This window comes from Bacillus sp. BHET2 (assembly GCF_005938125.1).
In the GTDB taxonomy this organism is placed as follows: domain Bacteria; phylum Bacillota; class Bacilli; order Bacillales; family Bacillaceae_B; genus Rossellomorea.
In genome coordinates, this window is record NZ_VCQN01000004.1 from 148,425 (window position 1) to 170,456 (window position 22,032).

A 22,032-nucleotide genomic window follows, 5' to 3' on the forward strand; every position below is an offset into this window, starting at 1 on the left:
CCTCCAAAAAGGAGGACATCATGGTGAGAAGTGCAGAGATTGTGCGTAAGACGAATGAGACGGATATCCGTTTGAATTTTGGAATTGATGGGGAAGGGAACTCGAAAATTGAGACGGGAGTACCGTTTATGAGTCACATGTTGGATTTGTTCACGAAACACGGACAATTCGATTGTACGATTGAGGCGGATGGAGATATTGAGGTGGATGATCACCATACGACAGAGGATATAGGCATTTGTTTGGGACAAGCATTACTAGAGTCACTTGGTGACAAAAAAGGCATCAAGCGTTACGGATCAGCCATGGTCCCAATGGATGAAGCCCTTGCACAAGTCGTGGTGGACCTTAGTAATCGTCCTCACCTTGAGTTCCGTGCAGAGCTTCCAAGTCAGAAAGTCGGAACATTCGATACGGAGAATGTTCATGAATTCCTTTGGAAGTTTGCCCTTGAAGCGAGAATGAACCTCCATGTCATCGTGCATTACGGTCACAATACGCACCACATCATTGAAGCGATCTTTAAAGCGCTCGGTCGGGCCCTGGATGAAGCAACGACGATTGATCCACGTGTAAAAGGGATTCCGTCGACGAAGGGAATGTTATAATTCATGATCGGGATTGTAGATTATGGAATGGGGAATCTGTTCAGCGTCAGTAAAGCACTTGAACGCTTGAACGTCCCTTACTTTATCAGTGACCATCAAGAGGAACTTTTGAACGCAGATGGGTTGATTTTACCAGGGGTAGGCGCATTTAAAGACGCCATGAACCTTCTTGAAACGACTCATCTAAAAGAAACCATCCACACGTTTGCCCAGAGTGGAAAGCCTCTTTTAGGCATTTGTTTAGGTATGCAGCTTTTATTCGATAAAAGCATGGAGAATGGAGAGACGAAGGGATTGGGTCTGCTTCCTGGTGAAGTGCTTTACATCCCTAAGGAAGATAGTACAGGAAATTCATATAAGGTCCCTCACATGGGCTGGAATCTTCTACGCTACCAAAAAAACTCGCCTCTTCTGGAACGATTGACGGAAGGGTATGTTTACTTCGTCCACTCCTATTACGTCCACGAAGGGTCCAAAGACGTGATAGCAGCAAGTGCTGACTATGCAGGCGTCGAAATCCCTGCGGTCGTTAGTCGCGACAATATATATGGCATGCAGTTTCATCCTGAAAAAAGCGGTGAGCTTGGAATGCAGCTGCTTGAGAACTTTACAAAACGGGTGAAGGAATCGGAGGTGGTTTCATGAGTTTTACAATCTATCCAGCCATCGATATGCGAGGCGGGAAATGCGTACGTTTAGTGCAAGGGGATTATAATCAAGAAACGGTGTACGGGGATTCTCCCTTTGACATGGCGAAGAAATTTGTGGACGAAGGGGCCGAATGGATTCACATGGTCGATCTTGATGGGGCAAAGGAAGGCTCCCGGATCAATGATGAATTCGTGATTGCCGTTGCAGAGAAGCTTGGTGCCAAGGTGCAAATCGGCGGAGGCATTCGCTCCAAAGAAGATATCGAGCATTATTTAAAACGAGGTGTTGATCGTGTCATCATCGGCAGTATCGCAGTTTCCAACACGGAACTAGTGAAGGAATGGCTGGCGGAATATGGTGAGAAGATCGCGATTGGTCTCGATGCAAAGGATGGCTATGTAGCGACGCATGGCTGGCTGGAAACCTCTTCGCAGAAAGCCGTCGATCTTGGCAAAGAACTCGCTGAAGCTGGTGCAGAAACGTTCATTTTTACCGATATTGCTACAGACGGAATGTTATCCGGACCCAATGTGGAAGCTGTCACAGACTTAGCTGAACAAACGGGCAAATCAGTGATTGCCTCTGGCGGCATTAGCTCATTGGAAGACTTGAAAACATTGAAGCAATACGAAAATAAAGGGGTAACTGGTGCCATTTGCGGAAAATCACTTTATACAGGAAAGTTCACGGTGAGTGAAGCGGTAAATGAGGTGAAGACATGTTAACGAAACGGATTGTCCCGTGTTTGGATGTAAAGGACGGCCGGGTGGTGAAAGGGATTCAGTTTCTAGAGCTACGCGATGCAGGAGATCCTGTTGAACTTGCAAAAGTATACGATGAGCAAGGGGCCGATGAATTAGTTTTCCTGGATATATCAGCATCACATGAAGGGCGGAAAACGATGGTGGAAGTCGTTCAGCATGTGGCTGCGGAACTGGCGATTCCTTTTACAGTTGGTGGGGGAATTAATTCAGTAGAAGATATGAAGGCCATCCTGCGGGCAGGTGCCGATAAGGTTTCACTCAACACAGCAGCCGTCCTTCGTCCCGGGCTTGTCCGTGAAGGGGCTGACTATTTCGGATCTCAATGCATCGTCGTGGCCATCGATGCCAAGTATGATGAAGAGAGCAAGTCTTGGAAGGTCTACACTCACGGGGGAAGGAAACTGAAAGATCTGGATGCCGTTGGATGGGCAAGGGAAGTAGAATCCCTTGGTGCAGGGGAAATACTCCTTACCAGCATGGATAGTGATGGAGAGAAAAAAGGCTTTAACCTGCCTCTAACCAAGGCCATAAGCGAAGCGGTATCCATTCCGGTGATCGCCTCAGGCGGAGCAGGGAATGCTGAACACTTTAAAGAGGTATTTACTGAGGGCAAAGCAGATGCAGCACTTGCAGCATCCATCTTTCACTATAAAGAAACAAGCGTAGAAGAAGTAAAGAGCTACTTACGAGAGCAGGAGGTGCATGTACGATGACAAATATTGATTGGATTGCTTCGGTTAAGTACGATGAAAAGGGTTTAGTGCCTGCAATCGTTCAAGATGCAGCAACAAAAGAGGTATTAACACTAGCCTATATGAATGAATCATCACTTAAGAAAACCGTGGAGACAGGAGAAACATGGTTTTATTCCCGGTCACGCCAAGAGCTATGGCACAAAGGAGAAACAAGCGGGCACACCCAACGAGTCATAAACATCACGTGGGATTGCGACAAAGATGCTCTCCTTGTCTTCGTTGATAAAAACGGGCCAGCTTGTCATACCGGAGAAGAAAGCTGCTTCCATGAAGGGGTATACGGTGAGGAGAAATCATCGACCGAAAATATCCTGCTTACTTTGGAAAAGCTGATTGAAGATCGTGAAATCGACAGACCTGAAGGAGCATACACAACCTACCTCTTTGAAGAAGGAGTAGACAAAATCCTGAAAAAAGTAGGCGAAGAAGCGTCAGAAGTGATTATTGCAGCGAAAAACAGAGACAGTGAGGAACTGAAATGGGAAGTTGCCGACCTGTTTTATCACGTCCTTGTCCTGTTGAGAGAACAAAAACTTCCACTCGGAGACGTGCTCGAAGTCTTGGTGGAACGTCATAATAAATAACTCCCTGAGGGACGGACCTTTGCCTGCCGAGGCAAAGGTCCGTCCCTCAAAATATGGTAGTTTAGTACAAGGGTATTGTATGATATACTACTGTAGTTATACTATGAACGTTTCGGAGGACTTTGATGAGAAAAGGGTCAAAATTAGGTAGTGAACAAGCGAAAGTGTTGTCTTTTGTCCCGACTGGCGAGTATTACTACAATAAAGGGATGAAAGCATATCAACGTCGAGAGCTTAAGAAATCATTAAAATATTTAAATAGAGCATTTCAATTAGAACCAATAGAGCCGATGATTGCCTGTCAATTATCGATTGTGTATACAGAACTTGGTGAATACAAGCGTTCCAATGATTTATTGCTTAAAATAGTGGATGATCTTGATCCCCATATGACTGAATGCCATTATTTCTTAGCCAACAACTATGCCCATTTAGGCTTATTTAAAGAGGCGTACGAGCAGGTCTCCGCTTATTTGGAGAAAGAGGAGTATGGTGAATTCGTCGAGGACGCAGAAGATTTAGTAGAGCTTCTGGAACTTGATTCCGACCTGATTCTAGATGATTTATACGAGCATGATGAGCTTATCGTTCAGCAGGAAAAAGCAAGGGATCTTCTGGAGTCGGGTCATTTTCAAAAAGCCGTGGACACATTGCAACAGGTGATAGCGGATTATCCTGAGTTTTGGTCAGCTTATAATAATCTAGCACTTGCCTACTTCTACTTAGGGGAAGTTGATAAAGCGTCCGATACCCTTGAAGAGGTGTTGGAGAAGAACCCAGGAAACCTCCATGCCCTATGCAATACGGCTGTTTTTTATTTCTATCAGAAGCGTCAGGACGAGTTGGATGAATTGATCCAGGGTCTTGAGAAGGTCCGTCCCTTGCTTCATGAGCACCGTTACAAGCTTGGAGCTACGTTTGCGCTGATTGGTCATTCAAAGAGAGCGTATGATTGGTTGAAGTATCTTCAGAAGATCGGCTTTGAGGGAGATGCAAGCTTCTATTACTGGTTGTCTTATTCTGCCCATGAAACGGGACACGGAGATACAGCCCGCAGTGCATGGAAAAAAGTATTGGAAATCAATCCTGAAAAAGAAGGTCTTGAGCCTTGGAACGATCAAAAGAAAGCAGAAGGCTTTGAAAATCACGTCACATCGATTTTAAAAAAGCTTCAAAGTGACTATACAGAAGAGAAATTATTCGGTCTCTTCCTGACGTCCATCTCTGATAATCAAAGGGCCATCCTTACCCACGGGGATTTCTGTGATGTGGAAGACCTATCGATTGTCGAGAAGGTTTATTTGGCACAAGTGCTAAATAGCAAGGGGAATAGTTCGATTAAGGTGAACCAGGAAATTCAGAATATGCATCAAGTCGCTCTGCATCTCTACGGCGAGCATCATCCAATTACCAGTGTGGAATCCGGGTTGTTCCTTACCTGGTTTACGATTGCATATCGGGGGATCAAAGAACGGGAAACCTTCAAGAATGCAAAAGCATTTGCAGCGGCAACGGAATACGTTTGGAAACGACTGCGGAATGATAAGGTGACGAAAAAAGAGCTTTGTGACCGATTCGATTTATCTGCAAGTACCTTGACCAAATATATTGCTGTTGTGGAAAGTTACCTTCCATGAGCATATTTTTGGACGATACGTCCCTATTTTTTATAGGATGGATGTAGGAAGTTAATACTATGGATGGAAGGCTCAAGCACCATATCAACCTCTATCCATAGTATTTAAATAAAGCAAATGTTTACGATTGTTTGGGAAGGGAGAATGTCATTATGTCTGAAGAGAAAATTTATGATGTAATTATTGCAGGTGCAGGCCCTGCAGGAATGACTGCAGCTGTTTATACGTCACGTGCAAGTCTTTCAACACTTATGCTTGAAAGAGGAGTACCGGGCGGTCAAATGGCGAATACGGAAGAAGTGGAGAACTACCCTGGCTTCGACCATATTCTTGGACCTGATCTTTCTAATAAAATGTTTGATCATGCGAAGAAATTCGGTGCGGAATACGCGTACGGAGACATCAAAGAAATCGTTGATGGAGAAGAGTTCAAAACCATCAAAACTGGTTCAAAAGAATTCAAAGCCCGTTCCGTTATTCTAACGACCGGTGCAGAATACAAAAAAATCGGTGTACCAGGTGAAAAAGAACTTGGTGGACGCGGAGTTTCTTACTGTGCAGTATGTGACGGAGCATTCTTTAAAGGGAAAGACCTTGTAGTAGTCGGTGGAGGAGACTCTGCCGTAGAAGAAGGGGTTTACCTGACAAGATTCGCTAACAAAGTGACGATTGTTCATCGCCGCGATGAACTTCGTGCTCAAAAGATTTTGCAACAGCGTGCCTTTGATAACGAGAAAGTTGATTTCATTTGGAACCATACGATTAAAGAAATCAATGATAAGGATGGAAAAGTTGGAAGTGTGACCCTAGTGTCCACTGAAAATGGAGAAGAAAAAGACTTCCAAGCGGATGGTGTCTTCATCTACATCGGAATGCTGCCTCTGACGAAACCATTTGCCAACCTTGGCATTCTTAACTCGGAAGGGTACATTGAAACGAATGAACAAATGGAAACCAAGGTTCCTGGAATCTTTGCAGCCGGCGATGTACGTGAAAAGCAACTTCGCCAAATCGTTACTGCAACAGGTGACGGAAGTATCGCTGCCCAAACAGCTCAACATTACATCGAAGAGCTAAAAGAAAAAGTCAAAAACGGTTAATAGAAAAAAGCCTTACGAAGGGATGTCTCCCTTCGTAAGGCTTTTTTATTTGGAATCAAACACTGCTCATTAGAAACTGCCACCACATTCAATCATTTCCATAATTAAACAGGATTACAGTCCCTTCAATAGGGAATAACGATTATTATGAAAGTCATCTCAGTTAATTTCGGAAGGTTGGATCAACGATGAAGATAATCAAACTCGCAGTTGTTATCGCGCTATTTGCTCTTATCCCCATTATCTATTTCAGTTTCTTTGCTGATGAAAGTGAGTCAGCATCCAAGAAGCGCGTGATTGCATTGGGAGACTCCCTTACCTATGGGTATGGAGATAAAAAAGAAGAAGGATATATTGGACGTTTAGAAGAGAAAGTAAATAAGAAACATACCAAAATGACGTATCACTTCCAAAACCTTGGAGTCCCGGGACAACAATCGGATCAGATGCTTGGTCAAATCGTGAAACCGGATGTAGCGGAGGACTTAAGTGAAGCAAATGTATTCATTATAAATATAGGGACCAATGATTTAATAAAGAACAACGGCGGAGACTTGTTCCCTTTACACCATGATGAGATCATGGATGCGAAAAAGGATTATCTTGATCACCTGGATAAAATCTTGAACATTGTCGGAGCAGCCAATAAAGAAGCGGATATCCTCGTATTGGGTTTATATAATCCTTATCCGGATAAAGATAGCGATAAAATCGAGGCTTACGTAGACGATTGGAATTCATCCATCATGAAAGAAGTGAAAAAACACAAGAACGTGAAGTATGTAACGACCAATCCATTATTTAAAGGAAAGTCCAAAGAAAACTATTTTCATGACTCCCTTCACCCAAATGGAAAAGGCTATGAATTAATGGCAGATCAAATTCTGAAGAACTATGAGTTTTAAAAGCAAATAACAGGTTCTTGCAGCATTCGTCGTCTTTCGCTAATTCCATTACAAAATATTAATAATTCCGTAATACCGTTTTAAATCTGTTGTAACACTAGTGAAACAATTTTCGGGTAATATAAAAAGTAAGAAATTGACCCCCTTTTAAGTAATAAATCTCGTAGACGACACAGGACTCGCCTGTGTCTATTTTTTTGCCCTTTTCCCCCTGTTATAGTGATTTCACTACTTCTGTATCTATCCTCTTCAGCTCGCGTCTTGTCAAAACGTGTCTCATTATCTTTCGATTAAAATCGACAACCTCACATGCAGGAAGCCAAGACATTGTAGCTTGTCTACAATCATAGTATAATATAAGGAATGAGAATGACTGAAAGTGGGACTGATACACACATCGATCCCGAATCATCAAGATTGAGGTGAAGGTAGTGCAACGTGTCACAAATTGTTTATATCTAGATGGAGACAAGGTGCTCCTTCTCCAAAAGCCAAGAAGGAATTGGTGGGTCGCTCCAGGTGGAAAGATGGAGTCCGGCGAATCGATCCGGGATGCGGTCATTCGCGAGTATCGTGAAGAAACGGGCATTTACTTAAAGAATCCTGATTTAAAGGGCGTCTTTACGTTCATCATCAAGGATGGCGATCAAATTGCATCAGAATGGATGATGTTCTCTTTCTTTGCAACGGAAGCGGATGGAGTCAATCTTCAAGAATCCGAAGAAGGAAAGATTAAATGGCATCCCATTGATGAGATCAAGAATCTGCCGATGGCTGAAGGAGATTATCATATTCTGGACTACCTCTTACACGGAAAGAATACGATTTATGGAACATTTACCTATACTCCTGATTTTAAATTACTATCTTATCGATTAGATCCAAGTTAAACGAGCGAACGTATTTATTAGAACATAACGATAAAGTGGGGGAAGAGTATGAGTACAGGTTCTACGAACGATGTTCAATTGGTAATCATAACGGGGATGTCTGGAGCTGGTAAGACAGTGGCCATTCAGAGTTTTGAAGATTTAGGATTCTTCTGTGTGGACAATCTGCCACCCACTCTTCTGCCAAAATTTTTGGAACTGATGAAAGAGTCCGGTAATAAAATGAATAAGGTCGCCCTGGTCATGGACCTTAGGGGAAGAGAATTCTTTGATCATCTTTTTAAAGCACTGGACGAATTAGCGGAAACCTCGTGGGTGTCGCCGAAAATTCTCTATTTGGATGCAGATGATTCTTCCCTTGTCAGACGATACAAGGAAACGCGCCGTTCTCATCCTCTCGCTCCATCGGGTTTACCTCTCGAAGGTATTCGTCAGGAAAGGGAGCTCCTTGAAGAATTAAAAGGGCGATCCCAGTTAATATATACTACGTCAACAATGAAGCCAAGGGAGCTTCGGGAAAAGATTCTAACGGAATTCTCGGTGAATAAAAAGACGATGTTTACGGTGAACGTCGTGTCATTCGGTTTCAAGCACGGGATCCCGATCGACGCCGATCTTGTGTTTGATGTTCGCTTTCTGCCAAATCCGCATTATATTGATCATATGCGACCGAAAACGGGATTGGATGAAGAAGTGTCCACCTATGTGTTGAAATGGAATGAAACGAATAAGTTCATAGAGAAAGTGACCGATTTACTGTCGTTCATGCTCCCTCAATACAAACGGGAAGGCAAGAGCCAACTCGTTGTAGGAATTGGATGTACAGGTGGACAGCATCGTTCGGTTGCACTGGCAGAGTATCTTGGACATTATTTTGAAAAAGACTACCAAACAAAAATTTCTCATCGAGATATCCAGAAGAGAAAGGGTCTAACAACATGACACATACACCCAAGGTCGTCGTGATCGGGGGAGGAACGGGCTTACCGGTCCTGCTCCGGGGATTGAAACGGCACCCGATCGATATATCGGCCATTGTCACCGTTGCAGATGACGGGGGCAGTTCGGGCCGGTTGCGTGACAGTTTGGATATTCCGCCTCCGGGAGATATACGGAACGTCCTGGCTGCTCTTTCAGAAGTAGAGCCATTGGTTGAACAAATGTTCCAGCATCGGTTTGAAACGACAAATGAATTATCAGGCCATGCATTAGGGAACTTGATCATAGCAGCCTTAGCCTCTATAACAGGAGACTTCGTTCATGCGATCCAGGAAATGAGCAGGGTGTTAAATGTGAAGGGCAAAGTGTTGCCGTCCGCGAATCAAAGCGTCATCCTGAAAGCTGAGATGGAAGATGGGACGATTGTGACAGGAGAATCATCCATTCCGAAAGCTGGTAAGAAAATCAAGCGGGTTTTTCTAAAGCCTGATAGCATTAAGCCTTTAGGCGAAACCCTCCGTGCCATTAAGGAAGCCGATCTCATTGTGATGGGGCCGGGGAGCCTATATACTAGTATATTACCAAATCTTCTTGTTCCTGGAATAGGTGAAGCAGTATGCAGGGCGGAAGCGAAGAAGATGTATATATGCAATATCATGACCCAGGCAGGGGAAACACTCGATTATTCAGCGAGCGATCATGTGAAGGCGTTGTACGATCATTTGGAAACACCAAGCATTGATTATATCTTAGTGAATAAGAAGCAGGTGCCAAAAGAAGTGCAGACTAGATACAATAAAGAACAAGCGAGTCCTGTTCACTTTGATGTGGATAAATTAAAGTCTATGGGGTTAGAAGTCATAGCAGAAGAAATCCTCTCTTATGACAACCATCTTGTTCGTCATAACACAGAGAAAGTGGCAGATATTATTTATTCTTATCTAAAAAAGACAACCTGATATACAAAAATTCGTGTGCATAAGGTTGTGCAAGCGTTTGCTAGGAGGTGATGGGGATGTCGTTTGCGTCCGAAACAAAAAAAGAACTGACCAATATTGAAGTGAAGGATTGCTGTGCAAATGCAGAGTTGTCCGCATTGATTCGAATGAATGGTTCATTGTCATTCTCAAATCAAATGCTCGTAGTCAATATTCAAACCGAAAATGCCGCCATTGCCAGAAGAATCTATACATTGATTAAAAAAGGGTACGACACCCCAGTAGAGCTTCTGGTTCGAAAGAAGATGCGGCTGAAGAAAAACAATGTCTATATCGTCCGAATTAAAGAAGATTCTAAAATGATTCTTGAGGATTTGAAAATTCTAGGTGAACATTTCACTTTTATTCATAATATAGCGGAAGACTTGATCAAGAAGAAGTGTTGCAGACGTTCATACTTAAGGGGAGCTTTCCTTGCCGGCGGCTCAGTTAACAATCCGGAAACGTCATCGTATCATTTAGAAATCTTTTCTCTTTATTTAGAACACAACGAGGCGTTGTCCGAGCTGATGAATTCATTCGGGTTGAATAGTAAAACACTCGAACGAAAGAAAGGCTTCATTACGTATTTGAAGGAAGCAGAGAAAATCACGGAATTTCTGAACATCGTTGGAGCTCACAATGCCCTTCTGCGTTTTGAAGATGTACGGATTGTCAGGGATATGAGAAATTCCGTTAATCGCCTTGTGAATTGTGAGACGGCGAATTTGAATAAAACCATTGGTGCAGCTTTAAGACAGGTTGAAAACATCAAGTTTATCGAGAGGCATGTAGGATTACAGGTTTTACCTGATAAACTAAGGGAAATCGCCGAACTGCGGGTTAATTATCAAGATGTTACGTTGAAAGAACTGGGAGAAATGGTGTCAGGCGGTACCATCAGCAAATCAGGGATTAATCACCGTTTGCGCAAAATCGACCAGCTTGCAGATAAACTCAGGGCGGGAGAAACGTTACAAACTTAATTTAGGACAAAGGGGAGAGAAATTGATTATGGTGGAAAAACAAGTAGAAGTAAAACTAAAGACAGGTCTTCAAGCACGACCTGCTGCATTATTCGTTCAAGAGGCAAACCGTTTCTCATCTGAAATCTTTTTAGAAAAGGATGGAAAAAAAGTTAATGCAAAAAGTATTATGGGATTAATGAGCTTGGCGATTTCGACAGGCTCTGCCATCACATTGGTAGCAGAGGGTAGTGACGAAGAGGAAGCGCTTGTGGCGCTGGAAGGATTCGTTCAAAAAGAAGCATAAGATCAACCTCATGAAAAGCCGATGACCAGGGAGTGGTCATCGGCTTTTTTTAGTTGGTTGATTTTGTTTTTGTTGAGGAAGAATCAACTACTTCTTTAGAACCTTCTTTCCAAATGTTTTACATTTAAAGTGGATGTGAAACGCCTTTTTTGTTACATTGTACTTTTCGGGATATTGTATAGGGAAATGATTACAAAATAATATAATATTCCCATGCATTACCTATTAAACTAGAGAATACGAGAGTATAATGAAATAAGTTTGGAAGAAATTCATTGATTCACTCTGTATGTGAATAGAAGAAGTTTACGATAAAGGATACGATGCTGAATGGAAAAGTACACAAAATATTTCTTTAATAATATACGAAAAAAACTGGATGAGTGGGAAGCTGCTTCCACTATTGCTCATGAAGAAGTCTATCGATTCATTCATTCCATGGCCGGTTCCGCCTCTATTCTTGGCCTACATAAAATTGGGGAACGTGCCCGTGAATTGATGGATCAACATACAGAAAAAGAAGAGCGGACTTGGACGATTGCAGAAGTGAAGGAAGAGCTTTTTGACATTATTGAATACTGCTACCACTATGAGGAAGGTATCTCAGAGGTAGAGGTATTCCCTGGTAAACAAAGCAGGGCTGGGGAAGAACCGGTTGTGTTAATCATAGATGACGACACCACCTTTCTCATGTATATGAAGGAGGAGCTTGAGAATATCGGCTGGTATGTCGTACCGATTGCGAATCCGGAGAAAGCGGTCATGTCCTATTACGATGTGAGGCCTGACTGTGCGATTATCGATATTTATATGAATGGGACGAATGGATTCGAGGTTCTTGACTTCTTCAAGAAGAAGTTAAAGCAGCAGTTCATCCCGACCGTCATGGTGAGCGTGGACAATAGTAAAGAAATTCGGATGAAAAGCTATCAAATGGGTGCGGATGATTTCATCCGGAAGCCCTTTGAACTGGACGAATTTATCGTGCGAGTCAAAAGGCAGATGGAACGGAAGAAGCAAATGGATGAACTCGTCCTGATTGATGAACTGACCCATGTATATAACCGGAAATATTTAAACCAAGCCTATGCACAAGTTCAAAGCGATTGGGCACGAAATGGCGACTCCTATAGTGTAGCGGTGTTGGATATCGATCATTTCAAAAAAGTGAATGATCAGTATGGTCATCTGGTTGGGGACATGGTACTGAAGCAGTTTGCAACACATTTAAAGTCGGAAACAAGAATACAGGACATCGTCTTTCGCTTCGGAGGGGAAGAGTTTGTCATCTTATTCCCTACCACTTCTCTTAAAGAAGCGTATACATTCGTCGATACTATACGTAAGAGTTTCGCTCAATATGTGTTCAGGGAAGGGGAAGGATTTTCCTGTACATTCTCTGCAGGCGTAGCGGAAATTTCTAATCCGACGAAACCGTTTGATACATGGCTTGAGCTTGCCGACAATGCCCTGTACGAAGCAAAGAACAGTGGCAGGAATAACGTGAAGATCGATTGTAAAGCGAATATCCATACACCACAAAAAATCATAAAGATCGCCATAGTGGACGATGATCCAATTATTCGAACCGTTATGAAAGATATCGTATCCAAGCTGCCATCTGAGCATCATGTCCAATATGATATACAATCGTTTAATGATGGAGTATCCTTCCTTCAATCAGACTGGCACGGGGAATCTCCTTGTCTGGTTATTTTAGACGGAGTGATGCCAAAGATGGATGGCTTGGAAGTTCTCGAGAATCTCCGTAAAGGGGACGACTCGGATCGTTATAAAGTATTGATGCTCACCTCTCGGAAGAGTGAACGGGATATTTCAAGATCACTTCAACTCGGGGCGGATGACTATATGACCAAACCATTTAAACTACTTGAGCTCGAGGCCCGATTAGGCCAAATGCTAAAAAGGATGAGATAGATTCGTGTATCACCATGAGCTTTTTTATTTTTCGATTGTATTAGTCGGTATGTTGGTGTTGTTAACGGGTTTATGTCTGTATTTGATGATAAAGAAAAGGATAGATAACAAGAATCTTACCCAGATCGGTTTATATAAGGAGGACTATCAACTAGCACTCTTTCAATTTTTACATAAAGGGATCAAGGTTGAGAAATTAAATGTAGACTCTCCTTTGCAAATCCAGGCACTAGTCGAGCTTCTGGCAGGTTTCTCCAAAACGTTTTCGTCTGAAGATATCCAGGATCGCCTTCAAGAATTTGCTGAAGACCGATTCCAACCATATATCCTTTCGCAGCTTCAGCATAGGAGATGGAGCAAACGAATGAATGCCCTCTTCTGGATACACGATTTTCAGATGAAAAGTATGAAAAAACCTTTGCATAAGCTTTACACTTCTAAACATGTGAGCAAGTCGGAAGAAATCCAGCTGTTGAAGATTGATATACTCTTTGAAGAGAAGACTCTATTAGAGAACCTGATCGAGCCGAAGCATGATTTGACTGAGTTTGAATACAGCCTTCTGTTCCATTCCTTGAGGGAAGAGCAATTCGAGCCATTGATCCGTGCATTTGATGAACTGCCGGAGGTGTTGAAATTTGCCCTTATCGATTCGATCGGAGCAAGGAACAGAATGGAGTATATTCCTTTTCTTAAGGAATTATTAAGGGATGATTTCATGGAACTCCGAGTGCGTACATTGAAAGCGTTGGTGGGCATGGAATACTACCTTGATGTGCCTACCCTCTCTGTCCATTTGCGTGCCGCATCGTGGCAGGAACGGTTGATGGCCATTAAAGCATGTGATTACATCCGCACTCCTAAACTGACTCTTTATTTAACGGAACTTATGAGTGACTCATCCTTTTACGTTCGATCCCAAGCTGCCCAATCCCTCCTTCGTTTAGAAAATGGATTTGCGATATTATCGGAATTAGCAGTTAATGCTGAAGATGGGTACGCCAGGGACATGGCAATCCAGTGGTTGGAAAGGGGGTCTGTCTCATGAACATGACAGTAGATTGGGGAGCCATCCTTATGGGGATTGGATGGTTTGTCCTTATTTATATGATTGTTGTCATCTCGTTTTATACCATTCTTCTTGTCATTTCACTATTTCAACTAAGGAAAACGTACGGGCTTGACGATTGGGAGCCCTATGAAGAGTTGATGCACCTTCATCAAACAAAGCCGGTATCGATCTTGGTGCCGGCCTATAACGAATCAGTCGGTATTATGGCGACAGTGAGATCCTTGCTGAGCATTGAATATCCAGAGTATGAAATCATCATCATCAATGACGGCTCAACAGACGATTCAATGGAAAAGCTTGTGGAGACTTTTCAATTAGTGAAGATTAAGTGGGTAATTCGTCAGCAGCTGAAGACACAATCCGTAAAGGGTGTGTATCAATCCAAGCTGTACAAGCACTTACTTGTTATCGATAAAGAAAATGGAGGAAAGGCAGACGCCTTGAATTCAGGCATCAATATTTCGAACTATCCCTATTTCTGTACGATCGATGGAGATTCTGTCCTGGAGAGAACAGCCTTCTTGAAGGTGATGAAGCCGATTGTCGAATCAGATGGCCAGGTGATTGCATCAGGGGGAAGCATCCGGATTGCCAATGGATGCGAAATTGAAAGCGGAGAAATTGTAAAGGTAGGCTTGTCCCGTTCACCAATAGTTGTAATGCAAGTCATCGAGTATCTAAGGGCATTCCTGATGGGGAGAATCGGCTTGAGCCGTCACAATCTTCTTCTGATTGTATCGGGTGCGTTCGGCGTGTTCTCGAAGAAGTGGGTCATTGACGCAGGCGGTTATTCCCACACCGTTGGAGAGGATATGGAACTTGTTGTTAGGCTCCACCGGTATGTGAAAGAACAGAAAGCAGATAAAAAGATTGTCTATGTGCCGGACCCGGTCAGCTGGACGGAAGCACCAGAATCCTTGAAGTACTTGCGTCGGCAACGGAGCAGATGGCATCGCGGATTGTTTGAGAGCCTATGGATTCATCGCCGTCTCATCTTCAATCCGAAGTACGGTTCGGTTGGTATGGTGTCCATGCCCTATTTTCTGATCATTGAATTTTTGGGTCCAATCGTTGAAATGATGGGCTATATCATCATGCTCTTCTCGATATTTTTAGGCGGAATTTATCTTGAATTTGCGATTCTATTATTCTTGCTTTCCGTCTTGTATGGATCCATTCTGTCCATGGCAGCCGTCTTAATGGAAGAATGGTCCGTCCGGAAGTTCCCTAGACCATCCGATATCGGCAGGTTGTTTGTATATTCATTTACAGAGACGTTATGGTACAGACCATTAACAGTTATATGGCGCTGTGAAGGCATACTCGACGTCCTCCGCAAGAAGAGGGGATGGGGAGAAATGGCTAGGAAAGGGGTATCAAAATGACCAAGCTGAAATCATATGCGTTCCTCCTGTTTATCGGGACCATGTTGCTCATCATGTCTTCCCCTTTTTGGTTGTGGCAGGTAAAGAAAGAGCAGAACCTGGATCTACTCATCATCGATAAAACGGTTCCCGATACGTCTTTTAGGGAACACAAAGGCCTAATGTGGCTGTTGAATCAACAGAAATATGTCAAGTCAGATGGAAAGTCTTATGATCTTCGAAGCGACTATAGCGGGTTTGTACCACAAGCTGATCAAACCTATGACATTAAGAATCTTCCATCAGACTATGAGCGGTACGAAGCTGTCTATATAGCAGATACGTATGGAGTGTATGAAGAGGAGTTCCATAATCAGAACATCTCGGGAAAACGATCCTCGATGCTATACGGAGGGTTGACGGATGATGATATGGACACGTTGAAAGGCATGGCGATCAACGATGGGAAAACATTGATCGCAGAGTTCAATTCAATGGCTCAGCCTACAACAGAAAATACAAGGAGCAAGTTCTATTCACTGTTCAATCTGGAATGGTCGGGCTGGATCGGACGTTATTTTTCCAAGCTTGAAAACAGTGAAGTCCCTCAATGGGTAAGGGATAACTACAGTAAGCAATATGGTGGAACCTATGATTTCTCAGGTCCCGGCATCGTGCTTGTGGATGAACATGATCGACTGGTGGTATTGGATAAGAATGATATCGGAGCAAAGGGAGTCGGCTTTTCGACAACCAAACAGGGTGAAAAACAAATTGGAGAAGAGATTGAAGTCCCTTACTCCTATTGGTTTGACATTGTGGAAGCCGTCGATCCTGATGAAGTGTTGGCTGAGTACACACTTTCACTTTCTGAAAGGGGAAAAGAAACATTAAAGGCCCTTAATCTGCCCGTGACGTTCCCTGCCGTCGTTCATGGAGAAAACCGTCGCTACGATACGTATTATTTCTCCGGTGATTATGCCGATCAACCAGATGTGCCCAACCTGTATCAAACGGTTGGATTCTCTACATGGAGGAAATGGACCGAATCATCAAGTCCTGATAATTTCTCTCAATTTTATTGGAAAGCTTATACGCCGATGATGAAGAGCATTCTGCAGAGGATCCATGAGGAAAAAGGCCAAGAGAAGGAAGTGGCTACGCCTCAGATCAAATCGGAAAAGGGAGTAAAGCTTGCCGGGAAAGTAGGCTCCGATTACATTCAGGTGAATCAGGATGGCAAATGGGAGGATCTTGTCATTAAAGGGGTCAATATGGGGATTGCGAAACCAGGTTCCTTCCCTGGAGAAACGGCGATTTCGAAACAGGAATATATGAAGTGGTTCAAGCAAATCGGCGCAATGAACGCCAATGCTATCCGTATTTATACGATTCATCCCCCGGCATTCTACGAAGCATTCTATGAATACAACCAGATGGCAGAGGAACCCCTGTATTTGTTCCATGGTGTCTGGGTGAATGAAGAGATCTTTTTGAAATCGGAGGACGCCTTTGCCGAGGAGAATACAAACGAATTTTCTGCTGAAATCAAGAAAACCATTGATCTCGTCCACGGTAACGCAGAGATCCCGGAACGAAAGGGGCATGCGTCCGGGACGTACAAATATGATATTTCCCCGTATGTTCTCGGTTGGATATTCGGTGTTGAGTGGGATCCTGAAGTTGTGGTGGCTACTAACAAGAAGCATCAAGGGATGAACGATTTCAATGGCGAATTCATCCAGACTAAAGATGCGAAGCCATTTGAGATTTGGCTGACAGAAAGAATGGATGAAGGGATTTCCTATGAGACGGGTAAGTATCAATGGCAAAGACCTGTAAGCTTCACGAACTGGGTCACAACCGATTTGCTGGATCATCCAAGCGAGCCACTTGAGAAAGAGGATATGGTTTCTGTAAACCCGAACGTCATGAAGGGAACCGACCAATTGCATACAGGCTTGTTTGCCTCATATCACATTTATCCATACTATCCGGACTTCCTGAACTATGAACCGAAATATATTAATTATCAGGACCATAGAGGTGAAAGGAATAACTATGCAGGCTATCTGAATGATATGAAAAAAGCTCATTCCATGCCGCTATTGGTGGCTGAATTCGGTGTCCCAGGTTCAAGGGGACTCACTCACCGGAATGTCTACGGAATGGACCAGGGTCTTCATTCGGAGAAGGAGCAGGGACAAATCGACCGCAAGTTATTTGAGGATATTATAGAAGAGAAAATGGCTGGTGGACTGGTGTTCGCTTGGCAGGATGAATGGTTTAAACGGACGTGGAACACGATGGATTATGATAACCCGGACAGACGTCCCTTCTGGTCGAATGCCCAAACCAATGAACAGCAATTCGGAATGATGAGTTTTGATCCTGGCGAGAGCGAAACATCGATGATTCATGTGGACGGCAGACCAGAAGATTGGGCGTTTAATGGCATAGAGCCAGTATTTAACGAAGATGAACACAGCATGTATGTCACAAGCGATGAAAGATACCTATATGTGCGTGTAGACACGGCAGGAATCTCGGAGAATAAAGACACCTATCTTCTGTTTGATACTATAAAGAATCAGGGTCAGTCCACGATAGTAGACGAACCGGATGTGACTACATCAGGAGTGGACTTCGCCCTTCAGATAAAAGGTAGCAAAGAAGCACGCATGTGGGTGGACAGTTATTATGACACATTCCATTACCAATACGGTCATGTTCTCAACATGATTGAAGATGAAGCATATGCGAATGTAAAAAATAATGGGACCTATCATCCAATTCGCCTGACGCTCAATAAATCATTGGAGGTAAAAGGGGAACAGATTCCTTTCGAATCCTATGAAACAGGTATTCTTCAGTTTGGAACATCCAACCCACAGGATCCCGGATACAATTCGTTAACAGATATAAGTGTGGACTCATCGGGTGGCCGCTATGAAATTCGCATACCTTGGCAGCTCATAAACGTTAAGGATCCGAGCTTAAAGGAATCGATGGGAGATATCTGGTCTGGTAAAGGCTTGGAAAGTTCAACGAAGGTAGAATCTATCCGAATTGGAATATACGAGAAGGAAGGAGATAAAATCTTCTCCTACCCGAAACAAGGAAAAGACGGAATGATCGATTCGGGTCAATTTTATCCTTATGTCTGGAAGGGTTGGGATCAACCGACATCGCATGAACGTTTAAAACAATCGTATGATGAAATGAAAGAAGCGTTTGAAGAAGGAGGGGAATAGAAGTGGCGAGAATATTAATCGCGGAAGATGAAGAAGTGCTTCGGATGTTAATGGTGGATACTTTGGAAGATGAAGGGCACGAGCTTGATGAAGCGGCTGATGGGCAAGAAGCAGTCAATCAGATATTGGAAAATGACTATGATCTCATTCTCCTGGACTATATGATGCCCCTGTTTACAGGTTTAGAGGTGATCGAGAAGGTTCGAAACTCACCGCTGAAAAAGGATGTAAAAATCATGATGGTGTCAGCGAAGAGCCAGCAAACGGATAAAGACCTTGTGATGAAATCTGGTGCCGATTATTTTATTGCGAAACCTTATAGTCCTATAGAGTTGGTTCAGCGGATCGAGGACATATTGAATGAAGAAAGTTAAAGCATTTTTTCAAACGAGTTTGCGAAATCAATTTATTGGATTACTAAGTGCATTTATGTTGATCTTCATCATCGGAGCTGCATGCTTGTTCACATATGATTGGTATATTACGGATGAATATCAATCATTGAAAAGCCAATTGGATCAAAAGGAAAAGGTAGCCGAGAATCTGGACAGGAATTTTCAACAAGCATTCTTTGATGCAAGAGGATATATTGCATTTGGCAGAACGGAATTTAAAGAAAGCATTTATGAGAATGAAATTCAAGTGAGGGCTTCCATTGCGGAGTTTCGGAAATTAGCAACAGAAGAAAAAGATAAGGTTTTCCTGAAAGATGTCGAAGAATTTTCAGAAGTATATTTTAATCAGATAGTTAAAAACGCTATTAATAATTACGAAAGTGGTAACGTGGAGGCGGTTAAAAAATCTTCAGCTGATGGAGCAACGGCTACCATCGACACCTTTCAAAAAGAGCTGAATAACTATAATGATTCCATAGTGGAAACAAGTAAAGAAGCATATGAAGCAGTGAAAAGAAAAGAATCAACCAGTCAAGCTGCATTCGTTCTGTTTATCTTCCTGATGCTTCTTGCACTGATGAGATTGATGAGAGTTATCGCGAGTCAAATCGGGGCACCCCTAAATCAAGTGGCTTCAGCGGCAGAACAGATTGCCGAGAACGAAACATACCAGCAATGGTCCTTTGAAAATAAACGAAAAGATGAAATCGGCAAGATGTCTCGGGCTTTTGAAAAAATGATTTATAAAATTCAAGAGAAGGAAGAACATCTTCTTGCCCAAAATGAAGAACTTGTCGCACAGCAGGATGAGTTGGAATCTCAGCAATCCGAGCTTGAGCACTTGCTTAATATAACGAAAAATCGCGAGATGCAACTCGAGCGCAGGAATGAGTTTATCCACGGGATATCGAGTTCGCTGAACAAACAAGAAGTACTGGATAGCATTGTCAAAAGCATGAGTCATGTAATGGAAGCATCACGAGGTATGATCGTACTAATGGATGAAACCAAATCCAATGCGTCCTTCGGCATTTCAGAAAAAGGTGTGAGCCAGTTCCTAAAGTATATTTACAATGGAATCCATCAACGATTGTTTGAATCGAAAAAACCGTTCTCGATCAAACGGGAGATGACTCTCTCTGAAAAAGGCTACCATGAAGAAATGCTCTATTCTTATGATCTTTTCTTACCGATTCTTTCCGTCGAGCAAGAGATTGAAGCCATCATGGTATTCAGCCGATTTGGCCAAGACTTTACCCAGCAGGAAATGGATGAATATATGAGTTTAGCGAAGCAAATATCCATATCGTTACAAAAGATTTACCTCTTTGAACAATCGGAAAGCAATCGCCAACTAACACAGGATATCCTCAATAATATTCAAGAGGGGATTCAACTCGTAGACCATCAAGGCAATAATTTATTGATGAATACGAAATTATCGGCCCTGATCCAAGAGGACATTGACGATCTTCAACGGGCAACCTACTCTACTTGGATACAAGCCCTGATTGACCGTGTGGTGGATAAAGAGCAGCTAGAAGAGTATTACGACACGATCGTGAAAGACAAGAAGACAGGAAAGCACGTTCTTACCTATCATCTACTAGAGGGGAAAGAAGTCTTCCAGGTGTATTCAGAATCCCTTTATCGCCTGGAAGAGCATATAGGAACAATATTCGTTCACCGGAACATTACGAAAGAATTCGAAGTCGATCAAATGAAATCCGAATTCGTAAGCACGGTCAGCCATGAACTGCGTACACCGTTATCGAGTGTGCTCGGGTTCACAGAATTAATGCTGACCAAGGACTTAAAGCCGGAGAGAACGAAAAAATATTTAACGACCATCTATCAAGAGGCCAAGCGATTAACATCCCTTATCAATGACTTTCTAGATGTACAGCGTATGGAGTCAGGGAGGCAAACCTTTGAGAAGAAATTTGTCGATGTTGTTCCGGTCATTCAGCACGTAATCGATACACAAAAGGTGAATGGGAAGAACCATTCCTTCGATTTAGTAAGGGAGACCGATTGTACGATCGTCCTTGGAGACAAGGACAAATTGTCTCAATCCTTCACTAACCTGATTAGTAACGCGATCAAGTATTCTCCTGAAGGAGGCGCCATAACTGTTTACCTCCGTGATGAGGGAGACAGCATTTTTGTCGATATTAAAGACGAAGGCCTGGGGATACCAAAAGATGCGATTCCGAACCTCTTCACCAAATTCTATCGTGTCGATAATTCCGACCGACGAAGAATCGGTGGAACTGGATTGGGCCTCACCATTGTGAAAGAAATCATCGAAACCCATGAAGGAGAGGTCATGGTTTCATCTGAAGAAGGCAAAGGAAGTGTGTTTACCATCCGTTTGCCACTGGTGACCATCGAAACCGTAAAGGATGATGAGCACTGCGGGGATGGTATGAATATTATCGTCATCGAAGACGATATTAATCTTGCAACCCTTCTTAAAGCCGAGCTGTCGGACAGTGGTTTCAAGGTGCAGCATACATCGTCAGGAATAGACGCCATAAAGAAGATGGAGGCGGAAAAACCTGATGCAGTTGTCCTGGATATCATGCTTGAAGGAAGTATGTCCGGATGGGATGTGTTGGAACTAATCAAGTCGGATGAAAAGCTTAACCAGGTTCCTATTATCGTATCGTCTGCTTTAGATGAGAAGGAGAAGGGGTACACTCTTGGAGCCAATGATTATTTGGTGAAGCCGTATCACCCTAGTAAGCTATCCAAAACCATCTTACATCTCTTGCTTAAAAAAGGGCTGAAGGGAGAAATCCTCGTCCCGATTCAAGAAAAGAAAAAACATAAAAGTTAAGAGAAAGAGGCTTTCTGAGACGAAAGCCTCTTTTTTTTAAGGTTTTTTGATTTGATAAAGGTGGAGAATTCAACAAAAAAAGCCC

19 protein-coding genes are annotated in these 22,032 nt (G+C 42.9%); all 19 read left to right on the plus strand.

Going from position 1 to position 22,032, the window contains the following annotated elements:
* Positions 1-23 precede the first annotated feature (23 nt).
* Positions 24-608, plus strand: coding sequence for an imidazoleglycerol-phosphate dehydratase HisB (hisB, locus tag FGG79_RS15905; protein ID WP_171050988.1), 585 nt, complete (start codon positions 24-26; stop codon positions 606-608).
* Positions 609-611: 3 nt separating this feature from the next.
* Positions 612-1,253 carry an imidazole glycerol phosphate synthase subunit HisH gene (hisH, locus tag FGG79_RS15910; protein WP_138780112.1) on the plus strand — a complete coding sequence of 214 codons (642 nt, stop codon included), beginning with the start codon at positions 612-614 and terminating at the stop codon, positions 1,251-1,253.
* On the plus strand, positions 1,250-1,984 hold the full coding sequence (gene hisA, locus FGG79_RS15915; RefSeq protein ID WP_138780114.1) for a 1-(5-phosphoribosyl)-5-[(5-phosphoribosylamino)methylideneamino]imidazole-4-carboxamide isomerase: 735 nt from the start codon (positions 1,250-1,252) through the stop codon (positions 1,982-1,984). Before hisH ends, hisA begins: the two co-directional genes overlap by 4 nt.
* A complete protein-coding gene (gene hisF, locus FGG79_RS15920; protein ID WP_138780116.1) occupies positions 1,978-2,736 on the plus strand; it encodes an imidazole glycerol phosphate synthase subunit HisF in 759 nt (252 codons plus the stop codon). Before hisA ends, hisF begins: the two co-directional genes overlap by 7 nt.
* Entirely contained in the window at positions 2,733-3,362 is a 630-nt protein-coding gene (gene hisIE / locus FGG79_RS15925; RefSeq protein WP_138780118.1) for a bifunctional phosphoribosyl-AMP cyclohydrolase/phosphoribosyl-ATP diphosphatase HisIE, read from the plus strand. The genes hisF and hisIE overlap by 4 nt, the downstream gene beginning before the upstream one ends.
* Positions 3,363-3,487: 125 nt before the next feature.
* Positions 3,488-4,999: a tetratricopeptide repeat protein gene (locus FGG79_RS15930; protein ID WP_138780120.1), complete on the plus strand. Its 1,512-nt coding sequence runs from the start codon at positions 3,488-3,490 to the stop codon at positions 4,997-4,999.
* 152 nt (positions 5,000-5,151) lie between these two features.
* Positions 5,152-6,099, plus strand: a complete 948-nt coding sequence (gene trxB / locus FGG79_RS15935) for a thioredoxin-disulfide reductase (protein WP_138780122.1) — start codon at positions 5,152-5,154, stop codon at positions 6,097-6,099.
* Between the two features lie 188 nt (positions 6,100-6,287).
* Positions 6,288-7,004 (plus strand): GDSL-type esterase/lipase family protein, encoded by a 717-nt coding sequence (locus tag FGG79_RS15940; RefSeq protein ID WP_138780124.1) that lies wholly within the window; start codon positions 6,288-6,290, stop codon positions 7,002-7,004.
* 431 nt (positions 7,005-7,435) lie between these two features.
* The gene (locus FGG79_RS15945; protein ID WP_138780126.1) at positions 7,436-7,894 is read left to right on the plus strand and encodes an 8-oxo-dGTP diphosphatase; all 459 of its coding nucleotides are present in this window, start codon (positions 7,436-7,438) and stop codon (positions 7,892-7,894) included.
* Between the two features lie 48 nt (positions 7,895-7,942).
* Positions 7,943-8,836, plus strand: coding sequence for an RNase adapter RapZ (gene rapZ / locus FGG79_RS15950; protein WP_138780128.1), 894 nt, complete (start codon positions 7,943-7,945; stop codon positions 8,834-8,836).
* Positions 8,833-9,792, plus strand: a complete 960-nt coding sequence (locus tag FGG79_RS15955) for a gluconeogenesis factor YvcK family protein (RefSeq protein WP_138780130.1) — start codon at positions 8,833-8,835, stop codon at positions 9,790-9,792. The genes rapZ and FGG79_RS15955 overlap by 4 nt, the downstream gene beginning before the upstream one ends.
* Positions 9,793-9,848: 56 nt before the next feature.
* Complete coding sequence (gene whiA / locus FGG79_RS15960; protein WP_138780132.1) at positions 9,849-10,796, plus strand: DNA-binding protein WhiA; 948 nt, start codon at positions 9,849-9,851, stop codon at positions 10,794-10,796.
* Between the two features lie 28 nt (positions 10,797-10,824).
* Entirely contained in the window at positions 10,825-11,082 is a 258-nt protein-coding gene (locus FGG79_RS15965; protein ID WP_138780134.1) for an HPr family phosphocarrier protein, read from the plus strand.
* A gap of 330 nt (positions 11,083-11,412) precedes the next feature.
* The gene (locus FGG79_RS15970) at positions 11,413-13,020 is read left to right on the plus strand and encodes a GGDEF domain-containing response regulator (protein ID WP_138780136.1); all 1,608 of its coding nucleotides are present in this window, start codon (positions 11,413-11,415) and stop codon (positions 13,018-13,020) included.
* Between the two features lie 4 nt (positions 13,021-13,024).
* Positions 13,025-14,068, plus strand: coding sequence for a HEAT repeat domain-containing protein (locus FGG79_RS15975; RefSeq protein WP_138780138.1), 1,044 nt, complete (start codon positions 13,025-13,027; stop codon positions 14,066-14,068).
* Between the two features lie 2 nt (positions 14,069-14,070).
* Positions 14,071-15,477, plus strand: coding sequence for a glycosyltransferase family 2 protein (locus tag FGG79_RS15980; protein ID WP_138780545.1), 1,407 nt, complete (start codon positions 14,071-14,073; stop codon positions 15,475-15,477).
* Positions 15,474-18,710 carry a hypothetical protein gene (locus FGG79_RS15985; protein WP_138780140.1) on the plus strand — a complete coding sequence of 1,079 codons (3,237 nt, stop codon included), beginning with the start codon at positions 15,474-15,476 and terminating at the stop codon, positions 18,708-18,710. The genes FGG79_RS15980 and FGG79_RS15985 overlap by 4 nt, the downstream gene beginning before the upstream one ends.
* Positions 18,711-18,712: 2 nt before the next feature.
* Positions 18,713-19,084: a response regulator transcription factor gene (locus FGG79_RS15990; RefSeq protein ID WP_138780142.1), complete on the plus strand. Its 372-nt coding sequence runs from the start codon at positions 18,713-18,715 to the stop codon at positions 19,082-19,084.
* A complete protein-coding gene (locus tag FGG79_RS15995) occupies positions 19,071-21,947 on the plus strand; it encodes an ATP-binding protein (protein WP_138780144.1) in 2,877 nt (958 codons plus the stop codon). Before FGG79_RS15990 ends, FGG79_RS15995 begins: the two co-directional genes overlap by 14 nt.
* Positions 21,948-22,032: the final 85 nt, after the last annotated feature.

Coding starts and splice junctions, on each gene's coding strand:
- hisH (WP_138780112.1), top strand. CDS start 612: ATGATCGGGATTGTAGATTATGGAATGGGGAATCTGTTCAGCGTCAGT.
- hisA (WP_138780114.1), top strand. CDS start 1,250: ATGAGTTTTACAATCTATCCAGCCATCGATATGCGAGGCGGGAAATGC.
- hisF (WP_138780116.1), top strand. CDS start 1,978: ATGTTAACGAAACGGATTGTCCCGTGTTTGGATGTAAAGGACGGCCGG.
- hisIE (WP_138780118.1), top strand. CDS start 2,733: ATGACAAATATTGATTGGATTGCTTCGGTTAAGTACGATGAAAAGGGT.
- FGG79_RS15930 (WP_138780120.1), top strand. CDS start 3,488: ATGAGAAAAGGGTCAAAATTAGGTAGTGAACAAGCGAAAGTGTTGTCT.
- trxB (WP_138780122.1), top strand. CDS start 5,152: ATGTCTGAAGAGAAAATTTATGATGTAATTATTGCAGGTGCAGGCCCT.
- FGG79_RS15940 (WP_138780124.1), top strand. CDS start 6,288: ATGAAGATAATCAAACTCGCAGTTGTTATCGCGCTATTTGCTCTTATC.
- rapZ (WP_138780128.1), top strand. CDS start 7,943: ATGAGTACAGGTTCTACGAACGATGTTCAATTGGTAATCATAACGGGG.
- FGG79_RS15955 (WP_138780130.1), top strand. CDS start 8,833: ATGACACATACACCCAAGGTCGTCGTGATCGGGGGAGGAACGGGCTTA.
- whiA (WP_138780132.1), top strand. CDS start 9,849: ATGTCGTTTGCGTCCGAAACAAAAAAAGAACTGACCAATATTGAAGTG.
- FGG79_RS15965 (WP_138780134.1), top strand. CDS start 10,825: ATGGTGGAAAAACAAGTAGAAGTAAAACTAAAGACAGGTCTTCAAGCA.
- FGG79_RS15970 (WP_138780136.1), top strand. CDS start 11,413: ATGGAAAAGTACACAAAATATTTCTTTAATAATATACGAAAAAAACTG.
- FGG79_RS15980 (WP_138780545.1), top strand. CDS start 14,071: ATGACAGTAGATTGGGGAGCCATCCTTATGGGGATTGGATGGTTTGTC.
- FGG79_RS15985 (WP_138780140.1), top strand. CDS start 15,474: ATGACCAAGCTGAAATCATATGCGTTCCTCCTGTTTATCGGGACCATG.
- FGG79_RS15995 (WP_138780144.1), top strand. CDS start 19,071: ATGAAGAAAGTTAAAGCATTTTTTCAAACGAGTTTGCGAAATCAATTT.